The 18007-nt window shown below is 38.2% G+C and carries 13 protein-coding genes; 5 read left to right on the forward strand and 8 right to left on the reverse strand.

Features of this window, described 5'->3' with window-relative positions:
- Positions 1-47 precede the first annotated feature (47 nt).
- Both guaA and guaB read right to left on the reverse strand, forming a co-directional pair.
- A complete protein-coding gene (gene guaA, locus GTH24_RS11485) occupies positions 48-1625 on the reverse strand; it encodes a glutamine-hydrolyzing GMP synthase (protein ID WP_164526441.1) in 1578 nt (525 codons plus the stop codon).
- An 83-nt stretch (positions 1626-1708) separates the two neighbouring features.
- Complete coding sequence (guaB, locus tag GTH24_RS11490) at positions 1709-3175, reverse strand: IMP dehydrogenase (protein ID WP_072068398.1); 1467 nt, start codon at positions 3173-3175, stop codon at positions 1709-1711.
- A gap of 169 nt (positions 3176-3344) precedes the next feature.
- On the opposite strand from guaB, the gene xseA reads away from it, so the two are divergent.
- A complete protein-coding gene (gene xseA / locus GTH24_RS11495; protein WP_072068399.1) occupies positions 3345-4727 on the forward strand; it encodes an exodeoxyribonuclease VII large subunit in 1383 nt (460 codons plus the stop codon).
- 109 nt (positions 4728-4836) lie between these two features.
- Here xseA and GTH24_RS11500 read toward each other — a convergent pair whose 3' ends face one another.
- The 5 genes from GTH24_RS11500 to maeB form a co-directional block, all read right to left on the reverse strand.
- Positions 4837-7080: a TonB-dependent receptor gene (locus GTH24_RS11500; protein WP_164526442.1), complete on the reverse strand. Its 2244-nt coding sequence runs from the start codon at positions 7078-7080 to the stop codon at positions 4837-4839.
- A gap of 168 nt (positions 7081-7248) precedes the next feature.
- Positions 7249-9417 (reverse strand): S9 family peptidase, encoded by a 2169-nt coding sequence (locus GTH24_RS11505; protein ID WP_164526443.1) that lies wholly within the window; start codon positions 9415-9417, stop codon positions 7249-7251.
- Between the two features lie 27 nt (positions 9418-9444).
- Positions 9445-10227 carry an energy transducer TonB family protein gene (locus GTH24_RS11510; RefSeq protein WP_241253953.1) on the reverse strand — a complete coding sequence of 261 codons (783 nt, stop codon included), beginning with the start codon at positions 10225-10227 and terminating at the stop codon, positions 9445-9447.
- Between the two features lie 45 nt (positions 10228-10272).
- Complete coding sequence (locus tag GTH24_RS11515; protein ID WP_072068402.1) at positions 10273-11142, reverse strand: ChaN family lipoprotein; 870 nt, start codon at positions 11140-11142, stop codon at positions 10273-10275.
- 180 nt (positions 11143-11322) lie between these two features.
- Positions 11323-13605 carry an NADP-dependent oxaloacetate-decarboxylating malate dehydrogenase gene (gene maeB, locus GTH24_RS11520; protein WP_164526444.1) on the reverse strand — a complete coding sequence of 761 codons (2283 nt, stop codon included), beginning with the start codon at positions 13603-13605 and terminating at the stop codon, positions 11323-11325.
- A gap of 760 nt (positions 13606-14365) precedes the next feature.
- Here maeB and GTH24_RS11525 point away from each other — a divergent pair.
- The gene (locus GTH24_RS11525; protein ID WP_072068404.1) at positions 14366-14989 is read left to right on the forward strand and encodes a response regulator; all 624 of its coding nucleotides are present in this window, start codon (positions 14366-14368) and stop codon (positions 14987-14989) included.
- 78 nt (positions 14990-15067) lie between these two features.
- On the opposite strand, the gene GTH24_RS11530 is transcribed toward GTH24_RS11525, so the two are convergent.
- A complete protein-coding gene (locus tag GTH24_RS11530) occupies positions 15068-15628 on the reverse strand; it encodes a hypothetical protein (RefSeq protein ID WP_072068405.1) in 561 nt (186 codons plus the stop codon).
- A 206-nt stretch (positions 15629-15834) separates the two neighbouring features.
- Here GTH24_RS11530 and GTH24_RS11535 point away from each other — a divergent pair, with 206 nt between their 5' ends.
- The 3 genes from GTH24_RS11535 to GTH24_RS11545 are packed head-to-tail and all read left to right on the forward strand — an operon-like array spanning position 15835 to position 18007.
- Positions 15835-16206 carry an ArsC family reductase gene (locus GTH24_RS11535; RefSeq protein ID WP_072068406.1) on the forward strand — a complete coding sequence of 124 codons (372 nt, stop codon included), beginning with the start codon at positions 15835-15837 and terminating at the stop codon, positions 16204-16206.
- Between the two features lie 5 nt (positions 16207-16211).
- Positions 16212-17342: a succinyl-diaminopimelate desuccinylase gene (gene dapE / locus GTH24_RS11540; RefSeq protein WP_072068407.1), complete on the forward strand. Its 1131-nt coding sequence runs from the start codon at positions 16212-16214 to the stop codon at positions 17340-17342.
- Positions 17339-18007, forward strand: a complete 669-nt coding sequence (locus GTH24_RS11545) for a M15 family metallopeptidase (protein ID WP_072068408.1) — start codon at positions 17339-17341, stop codon at positions 18005-18007. The genes dapE and GTH24_RS11545 overlap by 4 nt, the downstream gene beginning before the upstream one ends.

An 18007-nucleotide genomic window follows, 5' to 3' on the forward strand; every position in this document is an offset into this window, starting at 1 on the left:
GCTCTTGGTTTTTTAACCTTTATCAACTAGTGCTGATAAACGATATTTTATTCCCACTCGATCGTTGCAGGTGGCTTACCACTGATATCATAAACAACACGGGAAATTCCACCTACTTCATTGATAATGCGGTTAGAAACACGACCTAGGAAGTCATACGGCAAATGTGCCCAATGCGCAGTCATAAAGTCCACGGTTTCAACTGCACGTAATGAAACAACCCAGTCATATTTACGACCATCACCCATTACACCAACTGAACGCACAGGTAAGAAAACGGTAAATGCTTGGCTTACTTTGTTATATAAGTCCGCTTTATGTAGTTCTTCAATAAAGATAGCATCAGCACGACGCAATAAATCACAGTACTCTTTTTTGATTTCACCTAAAACACGAACCCCTAAACCCGGGCCTGGGAATGGATGACGATAAAGCATATCGTAAGGTAAACCTAACTCTAGGCCAATTTTACGCACTTCATCTTTAAACAGCTCTTTTAGTGGTTCAACTAACCCCAGTTTCATGTCATCCGGTAAACCACCCACATTATGGTGTGATTTAATCACATGGGCTTTACCTGTTGCTGATGCTGCTGATTCAATGACATCTGGGTAAATAGTACCTTGTGCTAACCATTTAACTTGTGGCTGTTTGAGTGCCTCTTCATCGAAAATCTCAATAAAAGAATGACCAATAATTTTACGTTTTTTCTCTGGATCACTTTCGCCTTTCAATGCAGTCAAGAAGCGATCTTCTGCTTCAACATGGATAATATTAAGGTCAAATTTGCCTTTAAACATTTCCATCACTTGTTCTGCTTCATTCAGACGCAGTAACCCATTATCAACAAATACGCAGGTTAAACGTTTACCAATTGCACGGTTTAATAGTAATGCGGTAACAGAGGAATCAACACCACCTGATAACGCTAAAATAACGTGATCATCACCAATTTGCTCTTTTAAACGAGCAACGGTGTCTTCAATAATTGCAGCCGAAGTCCACAAAGCATCACAACCACAGATATCTAGCACAAAACGTTTTAAAATCGCTAAACCTTGGTGTGTATGGGTCACTTCTGGGTGGAATTGAACACCATAAAAGCGTTTTTCTTCATTGGCCATAATTGCAAACGGGCAGGTTTCAGTGCTTGCTATTGTGATAAAATCTGAAGGAATAGCAGTGACTTTGTCGCCGTGACTCATCCATACATCTAATAATGGTTTGCCATCTTCACTTACTGAATCTTGAATATCGCGGAATAACGCACAAGTCTCACGAATTTCAACTTGTGAATAACCAAATTCACGCTCACCAGAAACTTCGACATCGCCACCTAATTGTATCGACATCGTTTGCATACCATAACAAATACCTAATACAGGAACACCGGCATTAAATACGTATTCTGGTGCACGAGGGCTGTTATCTTCTGTCGTACTTTCAGGACCACCAGACAAAATAATACCATTAGGATTAAATTCACGAATTTGCTCTTCGGTTACATCCCATGCCCAGAGTTCACAATAAACACCGATTTCACGAATACGACGAGCAATAAGCTGCGTATATTGTGAACCGAAATCAAGGATAAGAATGCGATGATTATGGATATTTGCTGTCATTTGTGGTGAATTCCAAAACAGATAAAGTCATAAAGTTGAAAGGCTTGCTCAGTATTATTACCACAAGCCTTTCTCGGAATAAATTACATACCTAAACGATAATTAGGTGATTCTTTTGTGATAGTAACATCATGAACATGGCTTTCCTGAATACCCGCACCACTGATGCGAACGAATTCAGCTTTAGTATTTAATTCTTTAATGGTTGCGCAACCTGTTAAGCCCATGCATGAACGTAAGCCACCCATTTGTTGGTGAACGATAGTTTTCAATAAGCCTTTATAAGCAACACGGCCTTCAATACCTTCTGGTACTAATTTGTCTGCGGCATTATCAGTTTGGAAGTAACGGTCTGATGAACCTTTAGACATTGCACCTAATGAACCCATACCACGGTATGATTTATAAGAGCGTCCTTGGAACAGTTCAATTTCACCTGGAGATTCTTCAGTACCAGCAAACATTGAACCAACCATAACGCAAGCCGCACCCGCAGCTAATGCTTTCGCGATATCACCAGAAAAACGAATGCCACCATCAGCAATAACAGGAATGTTGCGATCTTTTAGTGCTTCCACCGCATCTGCAATAGCAGTAATTTGCGGTACACCAACGCCTGTTACAATACGTGTTGTACAAATTGAGCCTGGGCCGATACCAACTTTAACCGCACTTACACCAGCATCCGCTAATGCTAAAGCACCTTCTGCAGTTGCAACATTGCCACCAATAATAGGTAAGTTAGGATATAAAGCACGAGTATCGCGAATACGTTGTAGTACACCTTCAGAATGACCGTGAGAAGAGTCAATAAGTAAAACATCAACGCCAGCAGCAACTAATGCAGCCACGCGCTCTTCATTACCAGCACCCGCACCAACAGCCGCACCAACACGTAAACGGCCATGCTCGTCTTTACAAGCATTAGGTTTACGCTCTGCTTTTTTGAAATCTTTTACAGTGATCATACCTTTCAGGTGGAAGTGGCTATCAACCACTAACGCTTTTTCTACACGTTTCTCATGCATTTTTTGCATAACGATATCGCGTGCTTCACCTTCTTGTACTGTCACTAAGCGTTCTTTTGGCGTCATTACCGCAGTAACAGGTTGGTCTAAATCAGTTACAAAACGAACATCACGGCCAGTAATAATACCGACTAATTCGTTATCATTAGTCACAACAGGATAACCCGCAAAGCCATTGCGTTCTGTCATTGCTTGAACTTCACGCAGAGAAGTTTCTGGTGTTACGGTGATAGGATCAGTGACAACACCACTTTCATGTTTTTTCACGCGACGCACTTCTTCAGCTTGGCGTTCAATAGACATATTTTTGTGGATAAAACCAATTCCACCTTCTTGAGCTAATGCGATAGCTAAAGGCGCTTCAGTCACAGTATCCATTGCAGCAGAAAGCATAGGAACATTTAGGCGGATTGTTTCAGTCAGTTGAGTAGACAAGTCGGCAGTATTAGGAAGAACAGTGGAGTGTGCAGGAACTAACAAAACATCATCAAATGTAAGTGCTTCTTTTTTAATTCGTAACATAGCAATATCTCACCAAGGCGGCTTTTAGGAAATAGAAAATATTGCCGCGGAATTATACACACCGTAATCGGTTGCTTCTAGCTTTTTTTCAAAATTTTTATTGATCCTGCCACGAACTTAGGTAGTATCAATCAATTAAGTCTTTGTTTTAAAATTTGATCTGGCTCACATGACACTATCAATAAACAATAATATTTTTACTGTTAGCCGTCTAAATAAGACCGTTCGCCAATTATTAGAAATGGAAATGGGTCGCATTTGGATCAGCGCTGAAATTTCTAATTTTACTCAACCCTCTTCTGGTCACTGGTATTTTACGCTAAAAGATACTAACGCCCAAATTAGAGCTGCGATGTTTCGTGGGCAAAATAGCAAAGTCACTTTCCGCCCTCAACATGGTCAGCAAGTCTTAGTGCGAGCAACAATCACATTGTATGAGCCTCGTGGTGATTACCAACTGATTGTTGAGAGTATGCAACCTGCTGGTGACGGGCTTTTACAACAACAGTTTGAGCTATTAAAACAAAAACTCAGTGCAGAAGGTTTATTTGATGCTATCCATAAAAATCCCCTACCATCACCTGCAAAACAAATTGGTGTCATCACTTCATCAACAGGCGCTGCACTACACGACATTTTAAATATTCTTCGCCGTCGTGATCCATCTTTACCCGTACTTATCTACCCAACGGCAGTCCAAGGTGCAGAAGCACCTATGCAAATTGTTCGTGCTATTGAACTTGCTAACCGTCGTAAAGAGTGCGACGTCTTAATCGTTGGCCGTGGCGGTGGTTCATTAGAAGATCTCTGGGCATTTAATGATGAACGCGTTGCTCGTGCTATTTTTGCCAGTAAAATTCCTATTGTAAGTGCTGTTGGTCATGAAACTGATGTGACCATTGCTGATTTTATTGCTGACCTTAGGGCGCCAACACCTTCTGCAGCGGCAGAACTCATCAGCCGTAACAAGCTTGAGCTATTGCGCCAATTGCAATCACAACAACAACGCCTTGAAATGGCAATGGATTATTACTTAGCGAAAAAATTACGCGCAATAACACAGCTTCATCATCGCTTACAGCAACAGCATCCTCATTTACGCCTTGCCCGTCAGCAAAATGTATTGGCTTCAACACAACAGCGTTTAGTTTCTAGTTTTCAGCGACTATTGCAAGCCAAACAACATCAACAAATACAACTACAAAAACGCCTTAATTACCAAGCGCCTAGTTCCCAAATTCAAGCATTACTTCGTCAACAACAACTGTTGATTTACCGTATGCGAGAAAGTATTGCACAGCAGCTATCCCGTCAACGTGAACAGTTCGCTATTAGTTGTTCTCGCTTAGAAAGTGTGAGTCCTCTCGCAACACTTTCTCGCGGTTACAGTATTAGTGAAACAGAATCTGGAGAAGTGCTGAAAAACACCAAACAAGTGAAAGTGGGCGATCCATTAAAAACGCGTGTTGAAGATGGTTGGATCACCAGTGAAGTAGTGAAAACACAAAAAATTAGAGCAAAACGCAAAATAACTGCTAAAAATAACGATTAAGTTAAATCGAGTAATTTAAGCTTTATACAAGTACAGAAGAAAAACGGCATCAAAATAATATTGGTGCCGTTTTTTATTATCTATATTTTAAGATAATCATTACGTTATATTAAAAACGCACTTCTCCTGCAAAAAGGTAGCTTCGTCCTCGAGCAGTTTGAGTATTACTTCCAGGCTCTTGCATCATTGGCGCTGAATTACTTCTATCAAGTGCATTAGAATAGTTTTTATTCATTAAGTTATGCACTGCAAATTTCAAAGAAATATTCTTATTAATTTTATAATTACTATAAAGATCAATAACTGTTGGAATATTATCTTGTTGCACCATAGGGACTTTACCCGTATCAAAATCAACACCTTCAGGTGAAGATTTACGTGATTTCCCTGTGATTTGGATCACAGTACCTAGTTCTAATGACTGGTCATCAAAGAAGCGAACACCGGTATCAATAGAGGCATAATATTTAGGTAACTCAGAGGCGGGAGTTTGCCCAAAATCGGTGCTGGCAATCGAAGTCGGTTGAGATGTGCGCTGATCGCTATAAGAAAGGTTTGTGTAAAACACCCCTGCATCATAATTTGCTTGAAGTTCATAACCACGTAAAGTTACAGGCTCAAGACTATTGGTATACAGGAAAATATTGCCATCATATTCAATTCCCGCGTAATCCTCATCCGTTAAAGAGCCGTCATTTTTACAACGTACACCACCTTTACACACAAAATAAGAATCACTAGAGATGTAATCTTTAATTTTTGTGTGATACCACAATCCTTTAAATCGTAAACTGTCACCTTCAATAATTAAATCTGGACGATAGCTATTAAAACCAATTTGAACAGTATCGGCCTTTTCACTTTTCAAAAATGGATTCATTGAAGCGCCACCTTCATTGGCAAAAAAGATCTCTTGTGAGGTAGGTGCTCTCATTGTTTGTGCATAACTGACAAATGGCTGAAATTCAGGAATAATTTCAGCGGAAAGTAACATGCCTGGGTCCCAATTTCTATCATGGCGATTAACATTCATTTCACCTTCAGGGAAGCAGGCAGCAGTTGGATCACAAGCAGGTTTACGCCCTTTAATATGATAATCCACATAATTTAAATTGAGATCTAACGTATAAATATCATATTCAAATTTCATTTGTGAGAAGAAACTGGTTAAATCATTTTTTCCTTTAGGTGCAAAGGAGTTATATTCAATCATATTTTGTGATTGCCATGGATCACTAGAAGGTGCAGTAACATTACGTTTGTATTCTGTTGACATTAATTTAGAGCCCAGCGTTAATGCCATATCTAATTCACCATAATTAAAGCGACTGGTATTTTTCGCCACTAATGAATCAGATATATTTTTAGCATTTGCTTCTCGCAAACTTACAAGAGAATCGCCCTCAAACTTTTGTGATGCTTGGCTGTGGCTAAGCAGAATTTCACTATCAAATAAATCATTTAAAGGTGTATAGCGATATTTTGCATAGTAATCTTTGGCATCAATTTTGCGACGATTAAAATTGTTGTTATAAAAACGACCACTTAATTCTATTTCATGAGAATCATTCGGCTTTATATTTATTTTAGTGAGTTCTGAGTGTGGTCTCTGATTAAATTCTTTACTTGTCGCAAATTCTTCACTATTAAAACCCGCACCATTTTTATAAGACGATTCTATTTTGTGCCCACTCAATGCAAGCATTGCACCAATAGTACCATTATCATTAAATAAAGAGCGTTGTCCGGCAAAAGCGACCATGCCGTTATAACCTAATCCATTCGTACCACCCGCTGCTTTACTTCTTACACCCCATGAATTCCCTTTAAATAAAACATCCTCGACACCAATTGTTTTAAAATTAGCACTACCTGCTAAAGCATTGATACTATTTTCACCATCTTGTTGACCACGAGAAATATCAATTTTAATAATAAAATTCGGATCAATCATCGTATTAAATTGATTATAGGGTTGTGCACCATGAGCATATTGACTAGGTGATGTGCTATACATCGTTTGCGTGACACCATCCACCATCATATTAACGCGACCAAAACCACTAAGTCCGCGAATATTGACACTAACACCAGGTTGACTTACATCCATTTGAGTATACGTACCTGGCGTTGAGCGTAATGTTTGTTCAACAGATTCGAGATTATTAATTTCACCAATAGAGCTATAAGCGCCGGGCTTTCCCAATGCTTTTTGTTCTGGTGTTTCTTTTTGTGCTGATGAAACTTTTAAACTACTAAATTGAACTGCTTTATCTGTTTCAGATGCGATGACAAGATGATTAACACCCGAAAATAATATAAGAGTGCCAAGTATTTTCCTTGTAAATTTCATAATAAACCTATTCTTTATTTTTATTTAAATAGGCTCACGTTGCTTTATATGAAAAATTAAAATAAGAAAAAATATTATTATTGTTATATAAAGTTTAAATAATAGCGCTGCCTCTCTTAAAGAGAGACAGGCTAATTTTATTAAATTTATTTATTATTACTTATTAATCTAGTTAATATTTTGATCTTTAAAATAGACTTTCGGTTGTTCTAACATCAGAATAAAAGCATATTCTTTTGCAGTATCACGTAAACGATTAAAACGTCCTGATTTACCACCGTGTCCTGCACTCATATTAGTATCAAGTAATAATAGATTATTATCTGTTTTTAATTCACGTAATTTAGCAACCCACTTTGCAGGCTCCCAATATTGTACTTGTGAATCATGTAATCCTGTAGTAACTAATAAATGAGGATACGCTTTCGCAACCACATTGTCGTATGGACTATAGGATTTTAAGCGGAAATAAACGTCTTTATCCGCAGGATTTCCCCACTCTTCATATTCCCCTGTCGTTAATGGAATTGAAGCATCGAGCATTGTTGTCACAACATCAACAAATGGAACTTGTGATACGACGCCACGGTATAACTCTGGCGCCATATTCACAACTGCCCCCATTAATAATCCACCCGCACTGCCGCCCATGGCATAAACGTGTTTAGGCGCTCCGTAACCTTCGGCAATTAGATATTTAGTAGCATCAATAAAGTCAGTAAAAGTATTAACTTTATGCTCCATTTTACCTTGGTTATACCAGCGCTTGCCTAGTTCACCACCCCCACGCACATGCACAATTGCGTAGACAAAACCTCTGTCTAATAAACTTAAACGAGGTGAACTAAATGATGGATCAATGCTACTACCGTAAGAGCCATAACCATAAATTAAGATAGGATTTTCACCTTTCTTAAATAAATCTTTGCGATAAACCAATGATACAGGCACTTCAACACCGTCTTGTGCTTTTACCCAAATGCGCTCACTTTCATACAAATCACGTTCAAAGCCTTTTACTTCTTGCTGTTTAAGCAGTTGCTTTTGATGTGTTTGCATATTCCATTGATAAGTTGAAGATGGTGTTGTCATGGATGTATAACCAAAGCGAAGCTCTTCACTATCTGCTTGAGGGTTAAATCCTAACCATGCCATATAAACAGGATCGTCAAATGTGACATTAGTTGATTGACCTGTTTTCCAATCAATCTGGCGCAATGATACTAGGCCTTGTTTTCTTTCTTCTACAACTAACCAGCGATTAAACAGATCAAAACCTTCTAAATCGACATCTTTTTGTGGTGCAATGACGGTTTCCCAAGGCTTATCAATTGATGCAGTTTTATAAAGACCAAACAATTCACTTTCATGATTCGAACGAATATAGAATTCGCCATTAAAATGGTCGATATCATATTCTCGGCCTTCTTGCCGCGCAGAAAAAATCACCATTGGTTTTTCTGGTGCATTTGCATCAATTAAGCGAGACTCTGACGTTGTTGAGCTTTCAATTGATACCAAAATGTAATCTTCAGATTTGCTTTTACCCATCCATGTATAAAAGCGATCGTCGTTTTCTTCAAAGATTTTAACGTCTTGTTGACGATCAGTGCCATATTGATGGCGATAGATTTGATAAGGCAGTAGCGTTTGTGGATCTTTATCAACATAAAATAGTGTTTTGCTATCATTTGCCCACACTAAATTTGCCGAGATATTCGTTAACACATTCTCTTTCCATGCGTTATCCGATAACTCTTTATAAGCTACATTATAGTTTCTTCGCCCTTCTTTATCTTCAGCAATCGCTATACGTTTATTATCTGGGCTGATAGTCAGATCACCTAATTGATAGAACTCATGCCCTTTAGCACGTTCGTTTCCATCAACAAGAACTTCCCATTCACCCTCGCTATTAACTGGTTTACGCTGATAAATAGGAAAATCTTTACCTTCTTGGTAAATAGTACGATAAGTATAGCCATTATAAATATAAGGCACAGACTCATCATTTTGAGCCATGCGGCTCACCATTTCATTAAAGAGTGTTTCTTCTAATGCCTTACCTTCTTTCATTACGGATTCGGTATAGGCGTTTTCAGCATTAAGATAATCAAGCACTTTAGGATCTTTGCGTGAATCATCTCTTAGCCAATAATAATTATCGGTACGTGCATCGCCATGTTCTGTCATCACATGAGGCACTTTATTTGCTTTTGGTGGCATCACTAGGGAGTCCTTTTGATTTTGAGCCAATGCAGGTGTTGTTGAAATTAACAAAGCCATGATCGCACTCGTTAATTGCAACGTCATCCGTTTTTTTGTTGCGACTAGCATAACGTTTTATTCCTTTTTAACCTGTCGTTAGAACGTTAGTGTAGAAAACTCAATTGGCATTTCAACCATTATTTTACCTTTCGACAATAACTCTATAGGCGGTATCGGTAAGGGTTCAGCGCGTTTGAGCACTCTTTGTGCTTCTCTATCTAAAGAACGCACGCCACTACTAAGAATTAATTCACTCGATATGACATAACCTTGTTCATCAACAATAAAGCGTACTTTAGAAATACCCGTTCTTCCTTTGCTTTTTGCCTCTTCAGGATAGGCTTTATAGCGATTAAGATGCCCTTTTGTTTTAGCTTGCCATAATGCTAATGCACTTTCTGAGCTGTCTGAATCACTGTCATAATTTGCACTAACATCATTGGATTGCTGTCTCGCCGCGGAGCGACTACTTGAAGGTGCTGATTGGCTAGACACATTTTCACTAATAATAGGTGCTGGTTTTACTGGTGATGTAACAGGTGTGACTTTAGCTGTTTGCTCTACATTGACCCTTTTTTTAGGTTTTTCGATAAGGATATCAGCATTTTCATTCACAATCAGATCAGGTTGTTTTTCAGCAATATCTTGCTCTACCTTTTTATGACTTGCCACCGCAAGTTGTTGATCCATTCCAACAACCTGTTTTTCATCACTGAGCGCTTGTACATTTTCACTCAAGCTCATCATCACAGCGAGTTCAGGCTCTTGTATTAATACCGTATTCTCTTTATTGAAATAAAAATAAGCCATGACAAAAACAGCATGTACACCGATAGCAAAAATTAAAGCTTTAGAACTACAAAGCTGGAATTTTGGCATTTGATCCATACAAGAGGAAATAAGCATAATCGTGTTATCAATAAATTAAGGTAATGCAACAGGTGTTATCCAAAGATAATCGGCATGAACTGAAGTGACATCACTTCCCTCTTCCGTCATTATCACGACAATTACGTGTTCATTCGGCGCTAAATCAGCAATATGCAAAGGAACACCCATTACCTTTGTGGCATGGAAAGAGCCTGCAATTAAAAGCGCAGGAATAGGAGCATTTAATAAACTTTGTGCCATTGCGCGATCTCGCAATTGCTGAATAATCGTCATTTTTTCTGCTTGTGTTTTATCAAGTGCACCGCCATGAGAAAGTTCGATTGTTTTTTGAATAAGTTGACGAACGGATGCATCTGTTGAATGCAAACCTTCAATAATAGGTGGGTTTTTATACGCACTAGATATTTCACTACGATCGATATTGGCAGCTAATAAAGGATAATCTGCACTTAGCCCTGCTTTAACAATATCGCCATACCATTTCCAAGGCCAACCAGAATTCCATTTTAATGCCGCCATTAGGCGTTCATCCCGTAGATATTCAGAACCTGAATAACGTTTTTTCGTACTATCAACTAAGGATTGCTGACTTGGTGTTAGCATCTCTAATAAAACCGATCCTTGAGGACGTTTTTTAGCTAATTCAGTCATTAACCAATATTCAATATCATGATGATAAGCATTGTCATGTTTCTCACCAATGATCACACGAGATTGGCTTGCTAGTCGTGTTAGCAGAGTATCTGCCGTAATAGATTGTCCAGTTTGAGTATCAATGATGTTTGCCGACTGAATAATTGTCAGATCTACAGCTGATACAGGTTGCTTTTCTATCGAATGACATGCTGAAAGACTTATTAATGAAACTAGCAGTAAGATCCTTTTTGATATTGAGAAAAACATAATCATCCTATTAGTTATATATACCTATATTCAGTTGGACGCATAGGTTAATATTATTGCTAATAATTATCAATATCATTATTATATTAATTTGCATTTAATGCTTTGCATAGGTTTCATGAATATAAAAAAGCGCCTTAAAAAGGCGCCTTTTGTATATAATACAGCTAATTATAAGAATTAATTTTGTGATTGGGCTTGAGCCTCAACAACCGCTAATGCCACCATGTTTACGATACGACGTACTGATGCAATTGGCGTTAAAATATGAGCCGGTTTAGCGACCCCCATTAAAACTGGCCCCACTGTCACACCATCAGAACTGGTTACTCGTAATAAGTTATAGCTAATACGTGCCGCTTCCATCGTTGGCATAATAAGTAAATTCGCAGAACCTTTTAATGGACTATCAGGCATCACATCACGGCGAATAGACTCTACTAATGCAGCATCGGCATGCATTTCACCATCAATTTCTAATTCAGGTGCGCGTTGTTTGATAATTTCTAACGCTTTTCTAAGTTTGATTGATGATGGACTATCAAAGGAGCCAAAACTTGAGCGAGAAACTAGCGCAGCTTTTGGTTCAATACCAAAACGGCGAATGGTATCCGCTGCCATCAGAGTAATATCCGCCAGTTGTTCGGCAGTTGGATCTTCATTAACGTAAGTATCTGTAATGAAAGTATTACCACTTGGTAATAACAGTGCATTCATTGCTCCTGCCGTTTCCATACCTTCACGTAAACCAAATACATTTTTATAGATTTCGAAGTGCTCTGCATAGCTCCCTACTGTACCGCAAATCAAGCCATCAGCTTCACCTCTACGCACCATAATGGCACCTATAAGCGTTGGATTACCAATCATTGCGCGACGAGCTTGTTCTTGAGAGATACCTCGACGTTTCATAATTTGGTGATATTCTTGCCAATATTCTTTGAAACGTGGGTCGTTTTCATTGTTCACTACTTCAAAATCTTTGCCAGCTTGAATATGTAAACCCAGTTTTTGAATACGCATTTCAATAACACTAGGGCGACCAATTAAGATTGGAGTTGCTAAACCTAATGTAACGAGTTCTTGTGTGGCATGTAATACGCGGTTTTCTTCACCTTCAGCTAAAACAATGCGTTTTTTCTCTTTTTTCGCTTGAGAGAAAATAGGCTTCATAAATAAGTTAGTTTTATAAACAAACTCATTAAGATGTTCGATATAAACCGAGAAATCTTCAATTGGGCGTGTTGCAACACCTGAATCCATGGCTGCTTTTGCAACTGCAGGTGCAATTTTTACAATCAAGCGTGGATCAAACGGCTTTGGAATAATATATTCTGGGCCAAAAGAGAGCTCTTGATCACCATACGCTGAAGCGACCTCTTCGTTTTGCTCTGCCAGTGCAAGCTCTGCGATAGCATGTACACATGCGAGTTTCATCTCTTCATTAATCGCAGTCGCGCCAACGTCTAATGCACCACGGAAAATGAATGGGAAACACAATACGTTATTAACCTGATTTGGATAATCTGAACGACCCGTACAGATAATCGCGTCAGAACGCACTGCTTTTGCTAATGGCGGTAAAATTTCAGGCTCTGGATTTGCAAGCGCAAGAATAAGTGGATCGCGCGCCATTTTTTTAACCATTTCTTGTGTTAATACACCAGGCCCTGAACAACCTAAGAAAATATCGGCATTATTAATAACATCATCTAATGTACGCGTACCATTGTCTTCAATCGCATAGGCGGCTTTGGTTTCTGCCATATTAGCTTCACGACCACGGTAGATAACGCCTTTTGAGTCACATACTGTGATATTTTCACGTGTGAGTCCTAAAGCGACTAATAGATTCATACACGCGATAGAAGCTGCACCCGCCCCTGATACCACTAATTTTACTTTGCTAATATCTTTTCGAATAATACGTAAACCATTGAGGATCGCGGCAGTTGAGATAATCGCTGTACCATGTTGATCATCATGGAAAACAGGGATATTCATTCTCTCACGCAATTTTTGCTCAATATAAAAACACTCTGGTGCTTTAATATCTTCGAGGTTAATACCGCCAAAAGTAGGTTCTAATGAAGCAATAATATCAACAAGTTTATCAGGGTCCGTTTCATTAACTTCAATGTCAAAAACATCAACACCAGAAAACTTCTTAAACAAAACGCCCTTACCTTCCATTACAGGCTTACCGGCTAAGGCTCCAATATTTCCAAGTCCAAGCACTGCTGTACCATTTGAAATCACCCCAACAAGGTTACCTTTAGCGGTATAGCGATAAGCAGCAAGAGGATCGGCTGCAATTTCTAGACAAGGTGCTGCAACACCCGGCGAATAAGCTAATGCCAGATCACGTTGGGTAATTAATGGTTTTGTAGGTGTTACTGTGATTTTGCCTGGTACGGGAAATTCATGAAAATCTAGAGCGCTTTGTTTTAATTTGTCTTCCATCTTCATATCCTTTGTATCAATAGGGTAAGGGCTTCGTTAGTATAATGGTAATGGAGCGTTAAATCATGACGGCTACGACACTTTTTTCAATTTAGTAAACTAGAAACACTGATCTTTTTTACTTATTTTTATCGCTACAAAAGCTTATAAAACAACCTACTCAGCTATTTTAGGCATTGAATGATACTAATAGTGATCACTTAAAATAAAAACAGCTATTAAAAACAGCCCTTTGGATTCGATTAAAAGACGTTTTACTCATTTAAATACGAATGAAAATGACTATCTAAGATCAATACACTCTAGATTTATTATATACAATTAATACCTAGTTATAGGTATATTATTAACGTCGTTTAATTTTCCCCACTGTAATAAACTCGAACAGAAAAAAGACAATGTTTGTTTATTATTTATCAGATATTAAATTAACATTTAAAATAATTAAATTTTTTATATTATTTAAAAAAACAATAACTATTTTCGCTTGTTGATTATTTTTCAAATAGGCACATCTCCACACAACTCATTGTAACGATAAAGATTTTATAGAATTAGATTTTTTGTTAAGCGTTTTGGTTATTTTCTTTTTTACCCGTAACAATAATTGGTGTAATATTGCCAACCGTCAATTTTATTTTCTTATTGTTTTAATAAGATGTCTGATTCTAATTTTTATTCCTCATTTGGAATTTACTTTTTTATTTTCTACTTTTGGAAAGATTACGCACATTATTATTTTTTTTTAGGGAGAGGGGTTATGCCTAGCTACTCAATTATGATAGTGGATGATCACCCTATCATGAGATATGGATTACGGCTATTGTTAGAAAAAGACAAGGATTTTGTCGTAGTAAGCGAAAGTGGCAATGCTCAAGAGGCTGTAACCGCTGCAAAACAATTAAATCCAGATTTAATTATGATGGATTTAAATCTGCAAGGGCGTTCTGGTATTGATACTATTCGAACACTTCGACGTTCTGGTTTAACATCTTACGTTCTTGTTTTATCCGTTTCTGATTCACGCAACGATGTTTATGCCGCATTGGATGCAGGCGCAAACGGTTATCTTTTAAAAGAATGTGAATTAGATATGCTGTTACTAAGCTTGCGTAAAGCGGCTGTTGGGCATCCTGTTTATAGCGAGCGTGTTTGGCAATATATTCAACTTAGACAAAACTATTCTGATCCACTTTCAGCTCTTACGAAAAGGGAGCTTGATGTCCTTCATGAAGTGTCAGTTGGTATGAAAAACAAACAAATTGCTGAAAACTTATTTATTTCTGAAGAAACAGTGAAAGTTCATATTCGTAACATTTTAAAGAAACTACAAGTTACTTCTCGTTTAGCTGCCAGTCTTATTCTTATTAAGCACCAGTATTAAACGTTTTACCCCGACACAGGGTCGGGGTAATCAGAGTTATTATTGAATATTTTGCTTAAGTGTGCATTAAGTCATTAATTACTCAATAGGAACAGGATAACTTAATACTTTAAAATGGTTATCTGGCATTTTTTCAATATTTAACTGATAAAGCTCTCGATTAATTCCATTTATGACAATATCAAGTTCACTAAAAGCAGATTGTATTTCCTCATTGGTTGCCCACGAAGGAATACCTTTTACACCATAATAGAAATAAATTTTACTTTTCCCTGATCCTATCGGTTGGATCTCTTTTATTTGGCTAATAAACAGATGGCCATAGCAGAAGTCTTGGTAAGGTTGCCACGCTTTGCGTCCTTTTTCACTGAGATTGAATACCCATTCTTCTCCATTTGCTGTTTGTTCAATCAATCCCGCCTCAACTAATGCATGCATTCTTTCTAACACCCAAGGTGCATCATCTTCATTGCTATATACAGGCCATTTCCCTTCGCCCAAACACAATAAATAATCACTGTTAAAAAAAGCTTCTAAGGCTATTTTATACTCATCAACTTTTTGACTGTCATTTTCTTCATCTGCCCAGCTAAAAGAAGAAAGTAAAAGTAATATAAGACTCAGTGAAATACTTTTCATATTCTCTTTTACCAACGGAAATCTTTATTCGTATTTGTATTACTCTACGCTACACAATTCGTTACACTAACGTGACAGTTTAATATCCGATATATTTTATAATGTAAATAGGATTTTTCACTACAACAAAAGCTGTTACTTTGGAATTGTATAACACTCATTCTCATCAATACTAATATTACGTATTGTCATATAAGGAAAATATCATGTCCACGACAAACCTGACATATACCATGTACGGCATAAAAAATTGCGATACAATCAAAAAAGCACGTAAATGGCTAGATGATAATCATGTTCCTTACGCGTTTCATGATTACCGCAAAGAGGGTTTGACGGAAGCATTATTACGCACCTTTACAGAAAATTTAGATTGGCAGACACTTGTGAATAAAAGAGGAACAACTTGGCGCCAATTATCTGATGAAGAAAAAAATGCAATCACGGATGTTACCTCCGCTATTTCACTGATGTTAGATAAACCCGCTATCATTAAGCGCCCCATTCTTGTCTCATCAGATAACCGCTTTATTGTCGGTTTTAATACCAATGACTATTTAACCTTTACAGGAGCCTAATATTTATGTCCTGTCCTGTTATTGAACTTGCACAACAATTAATTTCACGTCCTTCGATAAGCCCTGACGATCAAGGTTGTCAACAATTGATTATTGATAGGCTAGCTCCTCTTGGTTTTACTATTGAAAGAATGCCTTTTGGTGAAACAGAGAATTTATGGGCTTGTCGTGGAGGTGAGGGCGAGACTCTAGCCTTTGCGGGTCATACCGATGTGGTTCCTACTGGTGATCCAGCATTATGGGAACAACCACCGTTTGAACCGTCAATACGTGATGGCATGCTTTATGGTCGCGGTGCTGCCGATATGAAAGGCTCTCTTGCCGCAATGATTATCGCAGCAGAACGTTTTGTACGTTCTTATCCCGATCACCGTGGACGACTAGCTTTTTTAATTACCTCTGATGAAGAAGCAAAAGCAGCTGATGGTACAGTGAAAGTTGTGCAATCTTTGATGTCACGAGGCGAACGGCTTGATTATTGCCTTGTCGGGGAACCCTCTAGCCAACATCAATTAGGTGATATGGTAAAAAATGGCCGTCGAGGTTCAATAACAGCGAATTTATTAATTCAAGGTGTGCAAGGGCATGTTGCTTACCCTCACCTTGCAGAAAATCCTATTCATACTGCATCCCCTTTTATTCAAGAATTAGTCAATACGGTTTGGGATGAAGGTAACGAATTTTTCCCAGCAACAACCATGCAAATTGCTAATATTCATGCGGGTACTGGCAGTAATAATGTTATTCCTGGTGAGTTGTTTATCCAATTTAATTTCCGTTTTAGCACCGCAATTACTGATGAAGAAATTCGTCAACGTACAGAGGCTTTGTTGCAAAAACACCAACTTCGTTACCATTTAGAATGGTCTTTATCTGGTCAACCTTTTATTACTGGTCAAGGTAAATTGCTTGAAGCGGTTCGTTATTCTGTCAAACATTACACCAATTTAGATCCAGAACTCTCCACCAGCGGAGGCACTTCTGATGGGCGATTTATAGCTCAAATGGGAGCGCAAGTTGTTGAGTTAGGCCCTGTAAATGCAACTATTCACAAAGTGAATGAATGTGTTAATGCAGCAGATCTACAGCAACTTAGTCGAATTTATCAGCGAGTGATGGAGCAACTTATTTTATGATAACGCCTTTAATGCTAACAGGTCGCTCTACTGAGCATTTAGTCACTTTATCCGGTCAACATCGTTTACAATTTAATGCAGCAAAAGCCTTTTTAGCCTTACAACAACAGGCAACAAAAGCCGGCTTTAAATTGATGCCCGCAAGCTCTTTTCGTGATTTTAATCGCCAATTAGCGATATGGAATGGAAAGTTTGAAGGCACTCGTCCTGTTTTAGATGCACAAAGTCAACCCATTGATATAACTACTTTATCAGAAGGCGAACGCTGTACCGCGATTTTAAAATGGTCAGCGTTACCTGGTGCAAGTCGCCACCATTGGGGAACCGAAATTGATATTTATGATCCCTTTCGCTTACCTGAAGGGCAATCATTACAGTTAGAACCTTGGGAGTATGAAGACGGAGGCTATTTTGCAGAGCTTAATGAGTGGTTAACAGAGAATATGTCAGCGTATGATTTTTATCGCCCTTTTACTCATAAAGAGAGCGATATTGCTTACGAACCTTGGCATATCAGTTATTGGCCACTTTCTCATGAAGCCTCACTTGCTTACACACCTGAAATTCTTAAATCAGTGTTAGAGGAAGAAGATATTTATGGTAAACAATGGTTATTAGCGGATCTTGACGAGATATTTTCACGTTATATTGTTTTGCCTGAATAA

Source organism: Proteus vulgaris, from assembly GCF_011045815.1.
GTDB lineage: Bacteria > Pseudomonadota > Gammaproteobacteria > Enterobacterales > Enterobacteriaceae > Proteus > Proteus vulgaris_B.

What these genes read in the sequence shown, in the direction of transcription:
- guaA (WP_164526441.1), bottom strand. Translation starts at nt 1,625, where the DNA reads ATGACAGCAAATATCCATAATCATCGCATTCTTATCCTTGATTTCGGT.
- guaB (WP_072068398.1), bottom strand. Translation starts at nt 3,175, where the DNA reads ATGTTACGAATTAAAAAAGAAGCACTTACATTTGATGATGTTTTGTTA.
- xseA (WP_072068399.1), top strand. Translation starts at nt 3,345, where the DNA reads ATGACACTATCAATAAACAATAATATTTTTACTGTTAGCCGTCTAAAT.
- GTH24_RS11500 (WP_164526442.1), bottom strand. Translation starts at nt 7,080, where the DNA reads ATGAAATTTACAAGGAAAATACTTGGCACTCTTATATTATTTTCGGGT.
- GTH24_RS11505 (WP_164526443.1), bottom strand. Translation starts at nt 9,417, where the DNA reads ATGCTAGTCGCAACAAAAAAACGGATGACGTTGCAATTAACGAGTGCG.
- GTH24_RS11510 (WP_241253953.1), bottom strand. Translation starts at nt 10,227, where the DNA reads ATGCCAAAATTCCAGCTTTGTAGTTCTAAAGCTTTAATTTTTGCTATC.
- GTH24_RS11515 (WP_072068402.1), bottom strand. Translation starts at nt 11,142, where the DNA reads ATGTTTTTCTCAATATCAAAAAGGATCTTACTGCTAGTTTCATTAATA.
- maeB (WP_164526444.1), bottom strand. Translation starts at nt 13,605, where the DNA reads ATGGAAGACAAATTAAAACAAAGCGCTCTAGATTTTCATGAATTTCCC.
- GTH24_RS11525 (WP_072068404.1), top strand. Translation starts at nt 14,366, where the DNA reads ATGCCTAGCTACTCAATTATGATAGTGGATGATCACCCTATCATGAGA.
- GTH24_RS11530 (WP_072068405.1), bottom strand. Translation starts at nt 15,628, where the DNA reads ATGAAAAGTATTTCACTGAGTCTTATATTACTTTTACTTTCTTCTTTT.
- GTH24_RS11535 (WP_072068406.1), top strand. Translation starts at nt 15,835, where the DNA reads ATGTCCACGACAAACCTGACATATACCATGTACGGCATAAAAAATTGC.
- dapE (WP_072068407.1), top strand. Translation starts at nt 16,212, where the DNA reads ATGTCCTGTCCTGTTATTGAACTTGCACAACAATTAATTTCACGTCCT.
- GTH24_RS11545 (WP_072068408.1), top strand. Translation starts at nt 17,339, where the DNA reads ATGATAACGCCTTTAATGCTAACAGGTCGCTCTACTGAGCATTTAGTC.